The 19,340-nt window shown below is 49.3% G+C and carries 19 protein-coding genes and 2 pseudogenes; 9 read left to right on the forward strand and 12 right to left on the reverse strand.

Annotated features, from left to right (window positions below):
- Positions 1-99: 99 nt before the first annotated feature.
- From EL645_RS45965 to EL645_RS45970, 8 genes and pseudogenes are all read left to right on the forward strand, one after another.
- Positions 100-210 (forward strand): annotated as a pseudogene (locus EL645_RS45965) (helix-turn-helix domain-containing protein); the annotation flags it as partial.
- 218 nt (positions 211-428) lie between these two features.
- Complete coding sequence (locus EL645_RS43360) at positions 429-806, forward strand: DDE-type integrase/transposase/recombinase (protein ID WP_161977881.1); 378 nt, start codon at positions 429-431, stop codon at positions 804-806.
- Positions 803-1,348, forward strand: coding sequence for a Mu transposase domain-containing protein (locus tag EL645_RS32575; RefSeq protein ID WP_136625332.1), 546 nt, complete (start codon positions 803-805; stop codon positions 1,346-1,348). The genes EL645_RS43360 and EL645_RS32575 overlap by 4 nt, the downstream gene beginning before the upstream one ends.
- Positions 1,345-1,929, forward strand: a complete 585-nt coding sequence (locus tag EL645_RS32580; protein ID WP_126556634.1) for an ATP-binding protein — start codon at positions 1,345-1,347, stop codon at positions 1,927-1,929. The genes EL645_RS32575 and EL645_RS32580 overlap by 4 nt, the downstream gene beginning before the upstream one ends.
- On the forward strand, positions 1,893-2,141 hold the full coding sequence (locus tag EL645_RS44715; RefSeq protein WP_281276443.1) for an ATP-binding protein: 249 nt from the start codon (positions 1,893-1,895) through the stop codon (positions 2,139-2,141). The genes EL645_RS32580 and EL645_RS44715 overlap by 37 nt, the downstream gene beginning before the upstream one ends.
- A 456-nt stretch (positions 2,142-2,597) precedes the next feature.
- The gene (locus EL645_RS41705) at positions 2,598-3,026 is read left to right on the forward strand and encodes an IS5 family transposase (RefSeq protein WP_218032163.1); all 429 of its coding nucleotides are present in this window, start codon (positions 2,598-2,600) and stop codon (positions 3,024-3,026) included.
- Positions 2,977-3,474 (forward strand): transposase, encoded by a 498-nt coding sequence (locus EL645_RS41710; protein ID WP_218032164.1) that lies wholly within the window; start codon positions 2,977-2,979, stop codon positions 3,472-3,474. The genes EL645_RS41705 and EL645_RS41710 overlap by 50 nt, the downstream gene beginning before the upstream one ends.
- On the forward strand, positions 3,459-3,656 hold the full coding sequence (locus tag EL645_RS45970; protein WP_126556636.1) for a transposase: 198 nt from the start codon (positions 3,459-3,461) through the stop codon (positions 3,654-3,656). Before EL645_RS41710 ends, EL645_RS45970 begins: the two co-directional genes overlap by 16 nt.
- Positions 3,657-3,791: 135 nt before the next feature.
- Here EL645_RS45970 and EL645_RS32600 read toward each other — a convergent pair whose 3' ends face one another.
- The 8 genes from EL645_RS32600 to EL645_RS32635 form a co-directional block, all read right to left on the reverse strand.
- Positions 3,792-4,277: an SMI1/KNR4 family protein gene (locus EL645_RS32600; RefSeq protein WP_218032165.1), complete on the reverse strand. Its 486-nt coding sequence runs from the start codon at positions 4,275-4,277 to the stop codon at positions 3,792-3,794.
- Positions 4,278-4,288: 11 nt separating this feature from the next.
- Positions 4,289-6,313, reverse strand: coding sequence for an RHS repeat-associated core domain-containing protein (locus EL645_RS32605; protein ID WP_126556638.1), 2,025 nt, complete (start codon positions 6,311-6,313; stop codon positions 4,289-4,291).
- Between the two features lie 215 nt (positions 6,314-6,528).
- Positions 6,529-7,083, reverse strand: coding sequence for a hypothetical protein (locus EL645_RS32610; protein ID WP_126556639.1), 555 nt, complete (start codon positions 7,081-7,083; stop codon positions 6,529-6,531).
- Positions 7,084-7,457: 374 nt separating this feature from the next.
- Positions 7,458-9,200 carry an RHS repeat-associated core domain-containing protein gene (locus tag EL645_RS32615; protein ID WP_126556640.1) on the reverse strand — a complete coding sequence of 581 codons (1,743 nt, stop codon included), beginning with the start codon at positions 9,198-9,200 and terminating at the stop codon, positions 7,458-7,460.
- Positions 9,182-9,544 carry a hypothetical protein gene (locus tag EL645_RS32620; RefSeq protein WP_126556641.1) on the reverse strand — a complete coding sequence of 121 codons (363 nt, stop codon included), beginning with the start codon at positions 9,542-9,544 and terminating at the stop codon, positions 9,182-9,184. Before EL645_RS32620 ends, EL645_RS32615 begins: the two co-directional genes overlap by 19 nt.
- Positions 9,545-9,663: 119 nt before the next feature.
- Entirely contained in the window at positions 9,664-11,313 is a 1,650-nt protein-coding gene (locus EL645_RS32625; RefSeq protein WP_503827032.1) for an RHS repeat-associated core domain-containing protein, read from the reverse strand.
- Between the two features lie 54 nt (positions 11,314-11,367).
- Positions 11,368-12,345, reverse strand: a complete 978-nt coding sequence (locus tag EL645_RS32630) for a pentapeptide repeat-containing protein (protein WP_126556643.1) — start codon at positions 12,343-12,345, stop codon at positions 11,368-11,370.
- On the reverse strand, positions 12,338-13,237 hold the full coding sequence (locus EL645_RS32635; RefSeq protein WP_126556644.1) for a pentapeptide repeat-containing protein: 900 nt from the start codon (positions 13,235-13,237) through the stop codon (positions 12,338-12,340). The genes EL645_RS32630 and EL645_RS32635 overlap by 8 nt, the downstream gene beginning before the upstream one ends.
- A 143-nt stretch (positions 13,238-13,380) precedes the next feature.
- Between EL645_RS32635 and EL645_RS32640 the strand changes: the two genes are divergently transcribed.
- On the forward strand, positions 13,381-14,712 hold the full coding sequence (locus tag EL645_RS32640; RefSeq protein WP_136625333.1) for an NF041680 family putative transposase: 1,332 nt from the start codon (positions 13,381-13,383) through the stop codon (positions 14,710-14,712).
- A 187-nt stretch (positions 14,713-14,899) separates the two neighbouring features.
- Here the strand turns inward: EL645_RS32640 and EL645_RS32645 are convergent, their stop codons facing one another.
- The 4 genes and pseudogenes from EL645_RS32645 to EL645_RS45975 form a co-directional block, all read right to left on the reverse strand.
- Entirely contained in the window at positions 14,900-17,434 is a 2,535-nt protein-coding gene (locus EL645_RS32645; protein ID WP_126556646.1) for an RHS repeat-associated core domain-containing protein, read from the reverse strand.
- 50 nt (positions 17,435-17,484) lie between these two features.
- Positions 17,485-17,910: a hypothetical protein gene (locus tag EL645_RS32650; RefSeq protein ID WP_126556647.1), complete on the reverse strand. Its 426-nt coding sequence runs from the start codon at positions 17,908-17,910 to the stop codon at positions 17,485-17,487.
- 293 nt (positions 17,911-18,203) lie between these two features.
- Entirely contained in the window at positions 18,204-18,971 is a 768-nt protein-coding gene (locus tag EL645_RS32655) for a hypothetical protein (RefSeq protein WP_246035652.1), read from the reverse strand.
- A 45-nt stretch (positions 18,972-19,016) separates the two neighbouring features.
- Positions 19,017-19,175 (reverse strand): annotated as a pseudogene (locus EL645_RS45975) (RHS repeat-associated core domain-containing protein); the annotation flags it as partial.
- Positions 19,176-19,340: the final 165 nt, after the last annotated feature.

The following is a 19,340-nucleotide window of genomic DNA, read 5'->3' on the forward strand; positions in this document are numbered from 1 at the left end:
TATTAAAGACGGTGTATACTCGAGCCGGAATAGAATTGACCGACCCCCAAGAAGGCGGTATTCTGAGGAAAATCAAAAACACAACCTCAGGAGACCGACATGCTCAGGAGTCAGACCGTGAATACAATACACGATTTACATCAACAAGGGAAGACGGTTCAGGAAATTGCCCAGAAATTGGAGATTTCGCGGACCACTGTGCGCAAATATCTTGCCCATCCAGAAGCGGTGATCCCGAAACCACGCCCGCCTCGGCCTTCAAAGCTTGATCCATTCAAAGAACAGATTACGCGTTGGGTGATGGAAGATCATTGCATCAATTGTGAAGTGATCTACGCACGATTACAGCCGATGGGGTACACCGGCGGGATCAGCATCTTGAAGGAGTTCGTCCATCCCTCCGCCCGGTGGTGGCAGGACATGCGCCCGTGCAACGCTATGAAACCGAGCCAGGCCACCAGGTCCAATTTGATTGGGGCGAGTTCACGTATGAACAGGAAGGCATCATCCATAAATTCTATGGCTTTACCGCGGTGTTGGGCTATTCGCGCATGCGCTTTGTGACCTTTGTGAAGCGCTGCGATACTCCAACGCTCATTCGCTGCTTGATGGAGGCGTTTGAATACTTCGGAGGCCTGACCCGGTCTGCGCTGACTGACCGCATGAAAAGCGTGTTGCTCGAAATGCAGGAGAACAAACCTCGTTGGAATCCTCGCTTTGCTGACTTCATGGTCTCCATTGGGGTCACCGCCCGCGTCTGCAAGCCTTACACCCACAGACGAAAGGCAAGGTCGAGCGCACCGTGAGTTATGTGAAGCAGAGCTTTTGGGCCGGGGTGACTTTCACCGATCTCGATGATCTCAATCGCCAGGCCCATCGCTGGTGTGAGCGCATCAATTCCCGCGTGCACCGCACGACTCATGCTCGCCCGGTCGATCGTTTGGAGGTGGAGAAGCTCCAGCCCTTGCCTCAAGCCTTTGCCTGGGAGCGCTTTGCCACCGAAGAACGCAAAGTCACCTGGGATGGCTATGTCTCCTACGATGGCGTGCTCTACGGGTTGCCAGGCACGCTGCATCTGGCCGGAACCACAGTGCAGGTTCGTGAACGCAAGGGTGTGCTCACGGTTTGGTCGCAGGGCCAAGAGGTGTTCGCCATCGAGAAGCGTCCTCGCTCACAAGAGAGTGTGCCGCATCCAGAGCAATGGACGGGTATTCCCTCAGCCTCGGCGATCCGACGAGCAGGAGCACCCTTAGGCCACCAACAGCAGGCACCACAGGTGCAAAGCCGGGCCCTGGCCGAGTATGACCAGTATTGTGGCGTGTCGGCCGGAGCGGAGGTGGGAGCATGAAGTCAATCACCGCGTACAAGCAACTGAACTTGACCCACCTGCAAACGGCGTTACCCCAGTTACTGGAAACGGCCCGGCGAGAACAATGGACGTATGAAACCATGGTGGAGCGAGCCTTGGGCGCAGAGCTGGATGGCCGCGAGCAAAAAGCCACAGCTCGCCGTCTCAAGGCTGCACGCATTCCCAGCAAAAAAACGGTGGAGGGTTTCGATTTTTCGTTCCAACCCTCGCTCTCCGAGCGGCGCATCCGGGAGTTGGCCGATCTGTCCTTTGTGCGGACCTGCACCAATGTGATCTTTCTCGGCCCTCCGGGAACGGGCAAGACGCATTTGAGCCTGGCTCTAGCCAATCGGGCACTGGCAGAGGGACACAGCGTCCTGTTTACGACGCTGGCGGAACTGGCTCAGTCCCTGGAGAGTGCCTCGCATCCTGGTCTCATGCGTCAGCGCCTGCGGCGCTACATTGCGCCCAGTTTGCTCATCATTGATGAGAGGTGGGCTACACCAGGCTCACCGCCGAACAGGCTCATCACTTCTTTGAGTTGGTGGCAGCCCGCTATGAGCACGGCTCCATTATCCTGACGTCCAATACCAGCTTTACTGGCTGGGGAGCGTTACTGGGGGATGAGGTACTGGCGACGGCTTTGCTTGACCGGCTCCTGCATCATGCAGAGGTCATCGCCATCAATGGGAGCAGTTACCGCATGAAGGAGCGCCGAACAGAGAGCCGAACCCCCTCAACCTTGTCAGACACAGCACGACATGCCGCCGGCGATTTGCCCACCGGCGTGTAGTCAACCGGCGTTCACGATGTCGGCGTTGGGATCGCCTGGATTCCGGCGCGGTTTGGTCGGCGTTTTCATCGCTGACGTTCTCAACGTTTGTTTTTTACCGTTCGTTTGATTGGGGCGACCAATTCCAAATCGGCTCGTCATGACACCGGCCTTGACATATTCTATCTTCTTCCTGCTTTTTGTACTAATGAGCTTCCTTTGTTGACCAAGGGGACCCCTGTTTCTCATTTTTCTCCCTTGTTGGTCGTTTTCAAACACGCTCTTTGAATGTGTCTGACTCCCATCGTGATCGGACGCAAGGACCCTCACTGATGGGATAGACAAAACAGCAAATGAGGAGAAAGACGAAAAAAGAGAAGTTTCGTGTGGACGAGTTTGGAGGATGGATGATCCTGTGGGATGATACAGGAAAGAAGCACAACGTACGGCAGAGTGACGGGAAAGGAGCAGGTTGCCATGCTTAAGACACGGCTGTATCGAGCGTATCCCTCCAATCTCACTGATGAGCAATGGAAACTCTTGGAACCCTTGATCCCAGCGATCAAACCGGACGCCGCCTTTTCGCTTCACGAACGGCGCACCATTGTGGATGCCATCCTCTACGTCTTGCGTAGCGGCTGCCCGTGGCGGTCGTTGCCCCATGACTTTCCCGCCTGGCAGACGGTGTACCATTATTTTCGTCTCTGGCGACAACAAGGCGTGTGGACTCAGGTGCTCGATGCTTTGCGCGGGCAGATGCGCACGCAACAGGGGCATGACCCTCAGCCGTCTGCGGCGGTGATTGATAGCCAATCCATCAAAACCAGTGCCGTTCGCGGGTCCAACAAGGGCTACGATGCGGGGAAAAAAAATCTGGGGGCGCAAACGTCACGCCCTCGTCGATAGCTTGGGCAATCTCATGGGCATCAAAGTGACCGGAGCCGATTGGTCCGATCAGCAAGGAAGCCAGCCCTTGCTCTTGTCACTGAAAACACGCTTTCCCCGCATGCTGCTGGTGTGGGGAGACAGTCACTATGGCGGCCACTTCATTACCTGGCTCAAGGTACACCTGGGCTGGATCATGCAGACGGTCAAGGCGCTCCGTGAACCCAAACGCGGCATCTTAGTGCTCGAAGGAGAGAACGTCGATTGGGATCAGTTGTTTCCCAAAGGCTTTCATCCTCTCCCTCGGCGCTGGGTCATCGAGCGCAGCTTCGCCTGGATCACGCGCTGGCGCCGTCTGTGTCGCGATCACGAGGGCTTGCCAGAAAGCTCCGAGGCCTTCATCGCGCTCTCAGCGAGCGTCGGCATGTTGACCAGGCTTGCTCCACCGTTCCCATGCTGCTGGGAGTAAGACACATTCTTTCAGCCTTTGGGCGCTGGAGGGAAGAAATTCTGGCCTTTTTTGCGTTCCGTATTTCTAATGGCTTTATGGAAGGAAAAAACAATCGGACGAAGATGATGATGCGCCGGAGCTATGGTTTCAAAAATCGCCAACATCTTCGACTTCGCATCCTTGCGGGAAACCTGAAATGAAACTCTGGTTTCACCCGCAAGGACAGAGACCCTAGGATGAATTTAACAATTCGCTTTCTATTAGCTGTTGCCTTGTAAAACACAATACACTAGTATGTGAGCGCTATTGATTTTAACGCTCACATACTACACAAATTACACATCATATGCATCACCTAGAGATACAAAGTCTGACTGTAACCAATACCAATACTGTCCCCCATTATCATAGAGACGTGAAAGAAGGTCTGTAAAAGATCTAGCTATCACTGGGCAATTCCCACGTAATCCATGTATTTCATGGAAACTATCGTAACACATTCCTAGCCTTTCTTTGCTAAAATCAATGGTTAAATAATCACCATTACCATCATCACCAATAATATACCAGGTAGCAGTTATGTCGTCCTCGAAGATTGAGCCCACAATAACCGGATTAGCAAGCACACAACGTGTAGGGGGCACGATAAGCAATGAATAATCTTGTGCATCGAATAGGCTTACACCTCCACAAATCGTATAAAACTGTTTTAAATCTTCCGGTAAAACATGATTCGGCCCTAACGCTGGAAATCCTATAGGATCATAGACCTGGCAACTCGGTGTCGCACGAATTTTATTGACTAAAGTATCGATGTCCATCAAGACCTCCTCTATCGATAGATGTATCGGTAAAAACTCATGTAATACTCATATCGTACATCATGAGGCACTCCAGCCGCATCAAACATGCGTTCAGATAAGTCAAATATTTCTCGGGGAGAAACATTTTGCCAATCAGTTTTTCCACCAACAGGCTTTCCAGTTCTGTTAAAAAGCCACTCTCTGAACGCTGCTTGTGTAGCAGCATGCTGAGACTTTGTCAATGCAACTGTTGGATTCTCTTTATTCCTACCGACATATGAAGGAATATTTTCTACTGCCCATGCATCCATAATGCCATGATGATTCTCCAATGGTGGATTTTTAGGTCTATAAGGAACAACATCATAACATTTGGCATTATGAACAATCCATTGCTCATTTCCAACTGTATAAGTATGATCTTGCGTGACTTCCAAGTTATACATCACTTGAATGCCAGATACACTTTTCCAGCCAGTTACCTCACCAATACTACCATCTGCCTTGATGACATGCATGCCAAGGCGTAATTGACCAACCTGCAAGAAGCCTTTCTCAACAGTGAGAAAAGGGTGTTTTTTGTTAGTATGTAGAGTTTCACTAACCTGATGAGTTGCTTTTCCTTTTGTAGAAGAAACCGAGGAGGTTAAAGTCAGATCAACAAGGTCATCATCATGGTTAATCCAGACGTGTTTGATGGGCTCAAGCTCCATCTTTTTCGTCTTCTGATTGTACGCCCAGACTTTTTCACCAGGTTTTAGTGTTCCAATAGATTGAGATCCAAACTCTGTCGCGACTTTAGTAGTGTATGCAAAACTCAACCCGCCGCCACATGAACTATCAGCAATACTTGACCAAATATCCCCATACGCCTTACCAGCTTCTGGGAATTCTGACATCGCCGCTTGTTCATCTTGCCCTGCAAGACCCTCATTCTCGTCGGTAGCAGCTATTGTAGCAAGAACAGAATCGAGTATGATAGTACCAGTCGTAACCACTCCTTCTGCAAGAGCATCGGCAGTTCTCGGGTGATCACAAGTAAAACCACACGATATTTTTGAAATAGCATCATTAAACCATTGAGGATATGTAACAAAAGATGGTTCTGTAGCACCCGGAAAATAGGTATAATCGACTGGTGTACCAAAGTTAGTCACGGTACTGACATTGGTTACGCCATCTGGAGAAGTGATTGAGGTTTGATTATCACCACCATCAGGCCCGATATGAGCATGACCTGTGGGATCTGTTGCAGTCTCGGGGTTTTCTCCTACATAGGTATAGGGATCCAGCCCACGATCATTGGTTTCTACCGTATCTGCACTGGTAAAACGGCCACTCGAAGCATCATAATATCGCGCATTATAGTAGAGCAAGCCGGTTTGGGTATCGAGACGCTGGCCGGTGAAGTTGAAGGGCGAAAGCATGGTGCCGTCGCTGTAGCGAGTTGAGCCAAAGGGCGAGAAGAGTTGCACGGCTTGCACCGAGCCATCAGAGCGTAACGCGATGCTATTGCTGCCCAAGAAATCAGGCAGCAGATACGAGAAGGTGCCATCCTGTCGCATCGCCACTCGTTGTCCACCAGCACTGTAGTATTTGGTGGTCGAGGTGGTACTGCCGGTGATGGTCACATCCGTGTAGCCATCAAAGGAGATGGTATCGCTGGTGGTGGTCGTGCTTCCTACCGTGTTGCTGGCACTCTGCAGTACGCGTTGTCCTGTATTATCGTAGAGGAAGTGGTCGCTGGCCACGGTGCCATTGGGAGCTACCCAGGTAGCGAGACGGCCCTCGTTGTCGTAGGTCATGATGGCCCCACTTTGAGCGGCATCACAGCCGTGACCCGAGGTGGTATCGACATTGCGGCAGGTCATGTTGCCCATGGCATCATAGCTGGCATACTGGTTGGGAACGTTGCCCAGCGTGACTGCGCCGTGTGCCGGGAAGGTGCCATAGGTTTCACTGCCAGACGGTCCGTTGGTCAAGCGATCCAGGGCATCATAGCTATAGGATTGCTGATAGGTGCCGACCGTGGGCCGTTGGGGGTCAGACCACAATGATTGCCACCCGTTGGAGTCCCGGTATTACCAGACCACACCAGGCTGTTGAGGTCATCGTAACAGAACGATTGGTCAATGGCCGCTGAATGTAGGAATTTATTCTATCTATTCTTACGCTAGCTTCGTTATCTTAGAAACATCCAAGTACGAGTGAGTTCCAGAACGCCAAAAGGTATAATTCGTCAAGAAATTACGGCGCGAAATTTTGCCAGTTACAATTGTTGCGGTATATGTTGTTTGATGAGGTCAATCAAGCCATCAAATTCCTCATAAATATTACTCAACGTGAGTGAATTTTGGTGTATGCGATAAAGCATGTAATTCTTTCTTTTGCCAATTCCAGGCACTTTTACCAATCCTCTTACTTCATTCCAGTAAACCACCGTCACCTTTTTTGGAGAAACTACTAAAAATCCTTCTGCACAAATAAGGACATATTGAGGACTCCAATACTTATATATATGCCTAATATATATAAGAAAAGCACAACCGACAAAGCACATAAAAGTGCCAAAGAGGATCATTATAAGTCCGAATTGGACATCCAAAATCTGATGTTTAATCACTTGATAGAAAAAAATAGAAGCTACAACGAGGATAAATAATATAGCACAGGACATGGCAATCAATGAAAAATAATTAATCAAACTAAGATAACGCTTCCATTGTAGATTCAGATTATAGAGAGCAAGAGGCTGACCAACATGATGTTGTTCTGCCAATTGATACATGCTCCTAGGAAATTCGACTTCCTGCCTTGGTTCCATAAAAACTCTCCTTGCCAAAAAGCAATATACGGAATCTTTTCAGATTACATTTGAGATAGCATAACTCCTCCACTTATTGGGCAGATTACTTAGCTATGTCTTCTCTCCGTGAAATATTTCTCATACAACCCGAGTTCTCCAGCTAATTAGATCAGCCCGAACTCAGCTTCAAAGAAATGATCATCCCTTGAATTGGCTTTGTACAGAGCATGTCATGCGATTTTGGCATAACATGCTCTATTAGCATTAGTTAAACATCTCCTCTATCCTTCGGCTAAATATCATCAGCCAAAAAGGCAGAAACCCTCAATAAAGGCACATGTCCAGCAAAGGTAGTATAAATTACTTAGCATAACTAACTACAAAGGGCCTCTCTACACACCAGAACACGCTCCTTGACCGTATTGTGTACACCAGTCATTTACATCCATAGCTTGTTGATGTTGAGCATCAGCTAGCATAACACCTCCATACGTCATTAGACTATGGCCAAGTGCTCTTCCACCATAGATCAATGCCGTCTTACCAAGTTTAGCTGCAAGATCTAATGTCGCACCAGGTAAACCACCTGCAGTAAAACCTATGAATGACAGCCCAAGTTGCAGGGCTCCTTTAAGCCATACTGCACCAGCCATAACAGCCTTGTACGTGCTAAGCACACCATAGGTAGAGGTTAAGATGGTATGGACAGTTGCCTGGAGGGCACTTGATATTGCAGTAAAGCCTGGATTAACACTGGATGCAGCATTCGCGACCTCACCAAGAATACTGAGCGCATCTATTAGCACTGATATAGCACGTGGAAATTCCGCTTCCTCTATATCGTATTTGAATGACAAGAAATCCATCAATAGTAACGCAAGGCCTCCTGCAGCTATGAGTCCCATAGCTTCATAAATTTTAGGAGCCACCTTATCATTCCTTACTTGATTTCTCGCTTGCGTATGGTCAGGGTTAGCGACACATGCACCTCCTTGCACATGAGTACCACTTCCACATGAATACCCACTACCTCCACTACTTGTAGATGGTGGAGTCGATGTTGGTGGTGCTGGCGGAGGATTACCTCCCGAACCACACACAGACATATCATGGCAGGCATCATCAACGCCACTGACGCCAGGAGGTGGTGAAGGATCAGAAGGTGGTGGTGGTGGACCAGACCCATACGTACAATCGCCATCCGTGTTACATCTGCCATGCCCTGTTGGGTCAGCGAACGTCTCGGGATTGCCTTTGACATACGCAAAGGGATCCAGGCCAGCAGCGTTGGTTTCTACTGTATCTGCACTGGTAAAACGTCCGCTTGTGGCATCATAATACCGTGCGTTATAGTAGAGCAAGCCCGTCTGGGTATCAAGGCGCTGTCCAGTGAAGTTGAACGGCGAAAGCATGGTACCATCACTGTACCGGGTCGCCCCAAAGGGCGAGAAGAGTTGAACCGCTTGCACCGAACCATCAGAGCGTAACGCGATGCTGTTGCTCCCCAGGAAGTCAGGCATGAGATAGGAAAAGGTGCCATCCTGGCGCATCGCCACCCGTTGTCCACCAACGCTGTAGTATTTGGTGGTCGAAGTGGTGCCGCCAGTAATCGTCACATCTGTAATACCATCAAAGGAGATGGTGTCGCTGGTGGTGGTCGTGCTTCCTACCGTGTTGCTGGCTCGTTGCAGCACCCGTTGACCCGAATTGTCATACAGGTATTGATCGCTGGCCACGGTGCCGTTGGGCGCCACCCAGGTATCGAGACGGCCCTCGTTGTCGTAGGTCATGATGGCACCACTCTGCGCGGCATCACAGCCGTGACCCGAGGTCGTATCGACGTTGCGGCAGGTCATGTTGCCCATAGCATCATAGCTGGCATACTGGTTGGGAACGTTGCCCAGTGTAACCGCTCCGTGTGCCGGGAAGGTGCCATAGGTCTCGCTGCCAGAAGGTCCGTTGGTTAAACGATCCAGGGCGTCATAACTGTAGGATTGCTGATAGGCGCTCACCGTTGTGCCATTAGGGGTCAGGCCACAATGATTGCCGCCAGTCCGGTGTCCCGGTGTTGCCGGACCACACCAGGCGGTTGAGGTCATCATAGCAGAGCGATTGGCTATCGGTCTTGGTCCCATGGGTGGTGGTGGGAACCGTCGTGCTCATTTTTTATTCTTCCATTAATCACTCTCCGCAAGTTAAAAAATACATACAGCGAACCGTAAATAAATCCCAGCACCAATGTTGTCTCCATGCAGTTCCTTGACAAAGGACGATACGCAAAATCTATAAAAGATAATAAATAACACATGGCTGCAGCCCAAATAGGAAATGCAATAGCTCTTATATTCCATTCCTCATACCAAATTTCTTTATCACCTACCTGTTTCCGACGCTTCCATTTTACTATTTCTATGTAAAAAGATAAGCAGCTCATCACCACATACAAAATGGCCAAACATATATTCAATCCTGTAAGCATAGTTTTAGCTCCATTCCTCATGACAAGAAATCAATTGTATCACGTGCGAAAAAGGAGTTGAAGAGGTTACCAATATTGGTAACCTCTTCAACTCCTTTGCCCTATATCACATCAAATCGTTAACAAGCTCCTTCAGCATGGCACTCTTGAATTGCCCAGGCATCATTGTTTTGACCCATCTGCAATCTCAACAGTTGCCGTTCATCCGTAGATTCAGTGGAGCCGCTCATTGCAGCGGTAAGGAGAGATCCAACCATAGGAGCTAGCGATTTTTGTACCATTAATTTTAATGCCGCGACTCCTCCTTCAGCAAAATCTAAAAGCCCCAAAGAAATAAGGCCCAACCCTGCATTAACAATATTAGCAGCTACAGCAAACTGGTCAGCCAAAACCTGCATTTGTTCCATCCAAATTGGGACATTTCCATACTTATATGCAAACAAGTCGATTCCCAGGTGTACAAGATGGGGAAGTAAGCTGCCAAGTAGTTGCAGAATAACGCCCAAGCCACCCACAGGGCTAGGTAAAGTTGCTTCAAGAAACGCTGCAGCAACATCCATTCCTACTTGAAAGACATCGATCGCTAATGCAGCTTGCTTATCTCTCTTATCCCAAAGGGCTAAGAGTGCCTTACGTGCCTGACAACCCTTATCACAAGTATTTTGAAGGTTACTTGAACTATCTGTTCTGGTTGGCAAAGTCTCAGCATTACAACCACCATGACACTGCGTGCTGCCTCCAGGTGTTGGTTGACTATCTTCTCCCGTTGTCGGTGAACCTCCTCCAAGCCCATCACTCCCGCCTGGACCACACAATGCCATATTGTGACAGGCATCATCTCCACCAACACCAGGAGGTGTCGTGCCACTATACGTCCCAGTATCACCAGTAGGTGCCGGTGGGGGGCCAGACCCATATGTACAATCACCGTCCGTGTTACATCTGCCATGACCTGTGGGGTCAGCGAACGTTTCCGGATTGCCTTTGACATATGCGAAGGGATCCAGACCAGACGCATTGGTTTCCACCGTATCTGCACTGGTAAAACGGCCACTCGAAGCATCATAATACCGCGCGTTATAGTAGAGCAAGCCCGTCTGGGTATCGAGACGCTGGCCCGTGAAGTTGAACGGCGAAAGCATGGTACCGTCACTGTAGCGAGTTGCCCCAAAGGGCGAGAAAAGTTGCACCGCTTGCACCGAACCATCAGAGCGTAACGCGATGCTGTTGCTCCCCAGGAAGTCAGGCATGAGATAGGAAAAGGTGCCATCCTGGCGCATTGCCACTTTTTGTCCACCTGCACTGTAGTACTTGGTAGTCGAAGTGGTGCCGCCAGTGATGGTGACATCTGTAAAGCCATCGAAGGAGATAGTGTCACTCGTCGTGGTCGTGCTTCCGACGGTGTTGCTGGCTCGCTGCAGCACTCGTTGACCCGAATTGTCATAGAGGAACTGATCGCTGGCTACCGTCCCATTAGGAGCCACCCAGGTGGCGAGACGGCCCTCGTTGTCGTAGGTCATGATCGCCCCACTCTGGGCAGCATCACAGCCGTGACCCGAGGTCGTATCGACGTTGCGACAGGTCATGTTCCCCATAGCATCGTAGCTGGCATACTGGTTAGGCACGGTGCCCAGCGTAGTTGCACCATGCGTCGGGAAGGTACCATAGATCTCGCTGCCAGATGGTCCGTTGGTTAAGCGATCCAGGGCATCATAGCTATAGGACTGCTGATAGGTACTCTCCGTGGTACCATTTCTACTTTTATTTATGGCATACTATTCCCGTGCCACATCAGAGAAAAAAACACATTCAGCAGTGCATACTCACAATTCATCATCCTCCTCCTCATCCTCCCATGTCTTCCAAGCGTCCCAATCTGGTCCTTCATTTGAAGTCAAGAGGTCATGCGATCGCGTTACTCGGTCCCAATCCACAAGCGCTCCATCAAACAAGGTATCGGCCACCATTGTATGGTCAAAGAAAGCCTTCGTAAGATCAGCTCCTCGAAGATCGGCTCCTCGTAAATCCGCTTTTTCGAAAAACACATTCCGTAGATCCATATTTCTCATCAACGCTCCACGCAGATTCGTCTCACGTAGCGATGAGCCACGAAGTCTAAGATGCATCAGATCATGGCCGTTACGAGCCTCCAAGAGGTTCGTCCTCGATAACGTAGCCCATCTAAAATCAGCTCCAGTCAAATCAGCATCAGCAACATTGGCATCATAGATAGCACATTCACTCGCATGGATTCCTGCAAGGTTGGCACCTCGAAAGTCTGAACGTTCAAGTGTGGCTTTGCGGACTGTCGCCTTTCGTAAATCCGCACCACACAACTTCGCATCATTCATAGAGACACTCACCAGAAATGCTCCTTGCAAATTGGCCGCACTCATGTCAACACCACTACCCATTCCTGCAAACAGATCGGCACCTCGCAAATCAGCTTCAATAAAAGACGCTTCAATTAAGATAGCAGTGCTGAGGGAAGCACCAACTAAGAGTGCTCCATCAAAATTGGCACCAACAAGGTTCATATAATGAAACGTTGAACCTGAAGCATCCACATATTGTAATGCATCAGTCCATATTTCTCCGCCAGAGAGATCAGCCTTACTGAGATCTGGCATGATATCTAAGTTTTGTTGACGCCATATATCCCAACGCTCAGGCTCAAAAAACAAACGGAGATGTGCTGGATTGGCCATCAAGGCTACTCCTTCATACATACTCAAAAATACCGCGATGTTCCTCACCTGGAGGGCACATAAAAGAGAAATACAGATGATCTGCTTATACATTATCCCACTTCTGAATGTCTCGCCAGCGCTGGCTTGGCTGTACCTGCCACCATCCGTCTAGCCTTGTATGCAATGTCAAGAGATCATCAGATCGTGTTATTGTATCCCAATCGAGAATAGCTCCATCAAGAAGGGCACCAGCGATCATCGTCTGATCGAAGATGGCTCCAGTCAGGTTAGCTCCCCGAAGGTCAGCCCCCCGTAAATCAGTACGCTGGAAATAGACGTGCCGTAAATCCATATCACGCATGCATGCTCCACGTAAATCCAGCTCGTTCAGATTTGTCTGGCTCAGGTGTATCCGGGTAAGATCGTTGCCACTTTGCGTTTCTAGAATATTAACTCTTCGGATATCTGCTCCTTTTAAGTCAACATCGGTGAAATCTGCCTCAGCAACATTGGCACCAACAAGCACAACTTCACATGCTCGTGCACCTGCTAGTATAGCCTTTTGCAAATCTGCGAAACGTAAGTCAGCTCTCCGTAGACATGCCTTGCGCATATCGGCAACCCGCAACTGCGCATACTCCATTTTTGCTTTCACCAACCATGCTTCCTGCAGGTTAGTATGAGACATGTTCACTCGACGACAACGTCCAAATGAAAGGTCCACGTGATGCATGTCAGCAAACACAAAAGAGGCATTGCACAGTTGTGCAGAATTGAGGAATGCATGAGTGAAACTGCCTTTATCAAAGTTCGCATCTCTCAAATCCATATAACTCAAATCGGCCTCCGACCAATTGACACGCTGTACTTTTCTACCATCCAGGTGATCAAACGAAGATACATCGCTCGCACTTAAATCTGGCACAAGGTCTGGAAATCGCAAGCGCCATGCCTCCCACTGCTGTGGATCACTAAAGAACTGTAGATGCTCTGAATTAGCCATCGCAGTTGCCCCTTCCAATTCGCTCAAACAAATCAATATTATGTGCTATTTTATTATATTTATATAAGCTTGCGTTTTAACCAGCGAGATCAAACAAGCCAATAAAACCTGACAAAACAAGTGATATGTGCGATACTAGAGAGATGAATATCTCTTCCCTGGAATCGCTGACAAGCTTTCGTCAGCAGATGTATCAACTCTTCACGCGGCGTCGCGATGCGCTCTTCGGCCTCACCGATGCCTTGTTGACCACTGGCCCCACGCTTTCTCCTGCCCACCTGAGCTTGGCCTCCAGTTTTCAGCGTGGGTGGGGCAGTGTCTACGATGCTCTGGTCGAGGGTCAAATTGATGGGCAGTCCATCGAAAGGTTATTGGCGCAGCATCTACTCGAAGCAGATGAAGCTATCTACGCAGTTGATGCAAGCGTGTGGGCTCGTTGTGATGCCGAAACCAGCCCCGAGCGCGCCTTTTATCATCATCTGTCTCGCCATTCAGCGGGACAACCCATTGTGGCGGGTTGGGCGTACCATTGGATTGCTCAGGTAAGCTTTGCTCATGACAGTTGGACGGCCCCACGCAAGGTCTGTCGTCTCAAACCTGGTGACAACATCAATCAATTAGCCGTAGGACAAATCAAAGAACTGTTGCAAGACACTCCAGAGGTTGCCCCGTTGCCCATTTTTGTTTTCGATGCGGGCTATGAGCCGGGGCAACTCGCCCTGGCTTGGGGTTCACTGCATGCCGCTGCTCTCACGCGACTGCGATCCGGACGTTGCTTTTATGCTGATCCCTCCGAAGCAGCTTCTACGGGACGCCCTCCACGGCATGGGCACAAATTTGCGTGCGCTGATCCCACTACCTGGCTCAAACCCAACCAGGAATATGTGACTGAGGATTCCCAGTATGGCCGTGTTCGGGTACGTGCCTGGCACCATCTCCATGCGATCCCTCAAAACCACCCCAAACGTGGTACCCGCGGTCCACGACCAATCATGCGGGGAACATTGATCCTTGTTGAAGTTGCTCAACTTCCCAAACAGACACGTGTTCCCAAACAATTGTGGTTATGGTGGCATGCTCCGGAACAGCCTCTTTTACCCTTGGTCTGGCGCGCCTATGTTGCTCGCTTTCTGCTGGAACACACGTTTCGCTTTGCCAAACAGTATCTTAATTGGACATTGCCACGAGTGCACCATCCCGAGCAAGCCGATCGATGGACCTGGTTGGTCGTACTCGCATATACCCAACTGCGCTTGGCTCGACCCTTTGTGGCTGATCACCGCTTGCCTTGGGAAAAGCCGTTGGTTGAAAGGAAATTGACTCCCTATCGCGTGCGTCGCGCGTTTCCGTCACTTCTGAGGCATCTCCCAGTGCTTGCAAACCTACCGAAACCTTGCGGACGATCACCCGGACGACCCAAAGGCAGGCTTTCTGGCCATGCCACACGCTATCCCGCCGTGAAAAAAGCCGCTTAAACTCTGCATTTCCCTCCAATTTCTGCTTTTGGTGATTGCCACTCTCTGCTTTCGCCTGGTTCCTCATGGTTAAAACGCAAGCTAAAGGCAATGAACAGGCAAGCCGTTTGCAAAAAAAGATATCTCTTTCTACATACAGCTTACCTTATATTTTATCCCTCAACTCTAAATGAGTATAACGTCAATCTTAGTACTGTCGCAATACTCCATCAGGGCTAAGGTACCAATAGATCGAGGTGACGTGCGCCCCTTTAATGTTTGATAAACCTTTTCTCCAACCTGGTATCTTTGGTACGCATTTGTAACATGGAGCTTGGTCTATAATATAATTGACGGTATAAGACTGGCCAGACTGAGCAAATTTACGTAACATACCCTTAGCCCAGTAAAATAACTGCTCCTCAGCATGCATATTTTCATTGGTACCAGTAATTACATTAGATGGTAACATCCAACCATCTGGCCCAAAGATTATCGCTTGACCATAAGTAGGAATGCTCGCATCCGGATCATTCGCAATTCTCCTTTGAATATCAGGCCTATCTAATAGAGCGTTATGCGCGTCAGTTACATTTCTAGCTGCCTGAAGGATAGGCTGAGAATCAGTTCCAGTAATAGACGTACTATAGTACTGTAAATGAGGGCGCTGAGCAAGAACCTGAAGCCCCGCCGCAATGACGTGTTCGGTAATACTATTTCGCGCTTCTGGTGACCCTTCGGGCGGATCGTATGGCAAGGCTTGTTCTGCTTGTACAATAGCTTGTTGCTCATCATTAGCTGCTTGCTGAGCCTCTATCTCAGATTGGGTTTGTTCGTTTAGTGTAGTAAGATCTAAATTATCACACGGCTCACCAAGGCAACCTGCATCACCACTATATCCTTCCCACTGCGCAGGAGGGCGACCTTCACCTTCTGGCAGCATATGACCACTAGGATCGGTGAACAACTCGGGATTTCCTCTAACATAGGCATAAGGATCTAATCCTGAATCGTTGGCCTCGACATCATCAGCACTAATAAATCGACCGCTCGTAGCATCATAATAGCGTGCATTATAGTAGAGCAAACCAGTCTGGGTGTCGAGGCGCTGTCCAGTGAAGTTGAACGGCGTGACCATAGTGCCGTCACTGTACCGAGTTGCCCCAAAGGGTGAGAAGAGTTGCACGGCTTGCACCGAGCCATCCGACCGCAATGCGATGCTAGTGCTCCCTAGGAAATCCGGCAGCAGGTAGGAGAAGGTGCCATCCTGGCGCATCGCTACCTTTTGACCACCTGCACTGTAGTACTTGGTGGTCGAAGTGGTGCCGCCGGTGATGGTCACATCCGTGTAACCATCGAAGGAGATGGTGTCGCTGGTGGTCGTCGTGCTTCCAACCGTGTTGCTGGCTCGTTGCAGCACACGCTGCCCTGAGTTGTCATAGAGGAACTGATCGCTGGCCACGGTGCCGTTGGGCGCGACCCAGGTGGCGAGACGGCCCTCGTTGTCGTAGGTCATGATGGCACCACTTTGAGCGGCATCACAGCCGTGACCCGAGGTCGTATCAACGTTGCGGCAGGTCATGTTGCCCATCGCATCATAGCTGGCATACTGGTTGGGTACGTTGCCCAGCGTGACCGCGCCATGGGTCGGAAAGGTACCATAGGTTTCGCTGCCAGAGGGTCCGTTGGTTAAGCGATCGAGATCGTCATAGCTGTAGGATTGCTGATAGGCACTCACCGTCGTGCCATTGGGGGCCAGGCCACAATGATTGCCACCCGTCGGTGTCCCGGTATTGCCGGACCACACCAGACGGTTGAGATCATCGTAACAGAACGATTGGCTATCGGTCTTGGTGCCATTGGTGGTGGTGGGAACCGTCGTGTTCAGGTTGATGACGTTGCCCACGTTGTCGTAGGTGCGCGTCTGGCTCCAGAACGTCGTGCCGGAACGCGTTGCCGTACTGGTCAATGGCCGCTGAATGCCGTCGTAAGAGAGGCTCGTCGAGAACGTCGGCGTTGGCACACTGGTTGTGAAACCCGTGCCGCCAAAGGCCATGCCAGCAAGCTGTCCAGCGTTCGTGTAGCTGACTTGACCCACCAGGAACGTGACCGGATCAGTGACACCAGCACCGCCAAAGTAGGCCGAGCGCAAATAGTCATTGCTGTCATATTGCGAGGTGACCAGTTCGCCATCCGGATAGTTCAGCGTGGTCACTTGCCCTGCATCATTATAGGATGCATTGACGGTCTGCGTGGTCGTGGTGCCATCGGCCGTCACCGAGAGACTATTTTGATCGGGGCGTCCTCGCTCGTTATAGCCACTACAGCGCCAGCCGCTCCCGGCGGTTGAGCGGAACGTATCCGCCGTCTCTGTTCCAATCGGATCCGAAGCAAACGAACCAGTGGGTGCCGCACACCCCAAGGGGAAGGCCACGCCAGTGTTGCTGCTAGTGTCATAGCTATCATAGAAGAAGGTCGCATAGGCACTGCTGCTACAGGGATTGACCGAGGCCGACGTGGTGCCTTTGCAGAGCGGGCGATTGAGCACGTCATAGCTGACATAGGTGCTCTGGCCGCGTGGGTCCGTCTGGCTGAGCAGATTGTTATCACCATCATAACTATAGACCCAGTTATTGCCGGAGTCACTATCGTTCATCCCCACCTTGCGACCAACGCCGTCATAGGAGGTATGCTGGGACGCAACGATCGTGGAGGTGGCATCAAAGGTGTTCGTCGACACCATATTGCCTACGGTATCCCGGTTGTACTGGATCGTAGGAATAACCTGACAACCTATATGAGTGAGATCGAGGCCAAAATTTTCACGATGATAGTGAAAATCGGAAAAGTTAAAGTCACACCAACAAACAAACAAAAGGGAAGAGTATTAGAAGCACCTCCATATTTAAAAACAGCAAGCGCAGAAAACAAGATTAAATATGTCATAAATGAGCCATTATTTTTGAATGCTGAACTTATTATAGGCCGAACAGTCTTTTGATCTGCATTATTTTTATGTATTTCTGCATAGACATCGAAAATATTCAATAGCAACGTAGCTAAAGCTAGAAAGAAACCCATGTACCAGGCAAAAAATAATAAATGATAAGTTGAAAGCACAAAAGAAATAGCCATTGCTAAAAAGAGAGAAAGTATAAACAAACTTGTTATTTTTAGAATATATTTGTTCTTGTTCATTCCACACTCCTGTTTCTTCAAATGCAAGATAATCCTTACATTAACAAGTAATTACTATTTTTGACAATGATCCTAACATCTGCTTCAAAAAATTATCGTTACGATAATTCATGAGTCAAATTATCCTTCAGTTATTCTACTCCTTTTATTCTAGATAATCGATAAAATGTATGAAAATTCATGACAAGGAGGCGCCGGAGAGTATAAGCTCCTCGGCTAATGACAGTTGACCTTACACAATTCCTATTTTCAAAGATTCCTATGAACAACTGAAGCTGGATATCTAAATGGTTCAATCCAAATGAGATATCTCCTTATTTACAAATTGCGAGACCAAATGAGGTGCATCTTTCATGAATCCATGATGGAGTACCAGTGTCAAGATCAGCTAAATCCTGACTATAATAATCATTGGCTCCTGTGACAAAACTAATTCCTGCGTTGGCGATCGATACTCCCATATTAGCTCCAAGATAAGCTATCCCCTTTGTAACACCTTGACTAAATTCCTTCATCAGCGGACCCAACCCAAAACCAAATTGGGCAATAGCTTTAATGGTATTTGCCACACCCGCAAGTACTTCAAATATAGTAGTAATACCAGTAATCCATGAGGGCAATGTACCTCCCTTACTTAGTTCTATATCCCTCAATAAATGCAGGCCATGGGCAATGAAACTTACTGCATCTAAGATAAAAAAACCAACGTTATCTACCGCAATATCTCCAACAAGAGATACAGAATCAAGAAACAAAGTCACCCAATCAATACCAATGTTGCCAGCAGCAATTCGACCCTGTAGATACTGTCTAACAGCTTCTTTTTCTTGCATACAAACCTTGTCACAGGTCGTCTGCTTATCATTGTGACTATTTGTTGTTGGTGTTGATGGAGTACGAAACATACAACCACCGCAAGACGAGCCTCCTCCAGTTGTTGGTGGGCTACCTCCTCCAGAACCATCACTGCCGCCAGATCCACACAGAGCCATATTATGGCAGGCATCATCTCCGCCATTGACACCAGGTGGTGGCGATCCCTGCCCAGGTGTTGGTTGCCCAGGTGTTCCAGGACCAGGCACTCCTACACAATCACCATCAGCGTTACATCTTCCATGACCCGTTGGATCGACAAATGTCTCAGGATTACCCTTGACATACGCAAAAGGATCTAGACCAGTACCATTGGTTTCAACGCTATCAGCGCTGGTAAAACGGCCGCTCGTGGCATCATAATACCGCGCGTTATGTGCGCCGCGGGACGCGGCCTGATATCCCCGATGCAATCGGGAAGAATTTGGAGGAACATTCTTGGATCATCACGCTTACCTGAAGGCGAAAGGCAGAGGGGACAAAAGCATGCGTGAAACGCACTGATGCTTTGAAGATGTTTAGGAGCAGGCGGTGCAAGATCCGCACAGTATGGTCAAAGCTGGATTGCCTGAAGCCCA

This window comes from Dictyobacter kobayashii (assembly GCF_003967555.1).
GTDB lineage: Bacteria > Chloroflexota > Ktedonobacteria > Ktedonobacterales > Ktedonobacteraceae > Dictyobacter > Dictyobacter kobayashii.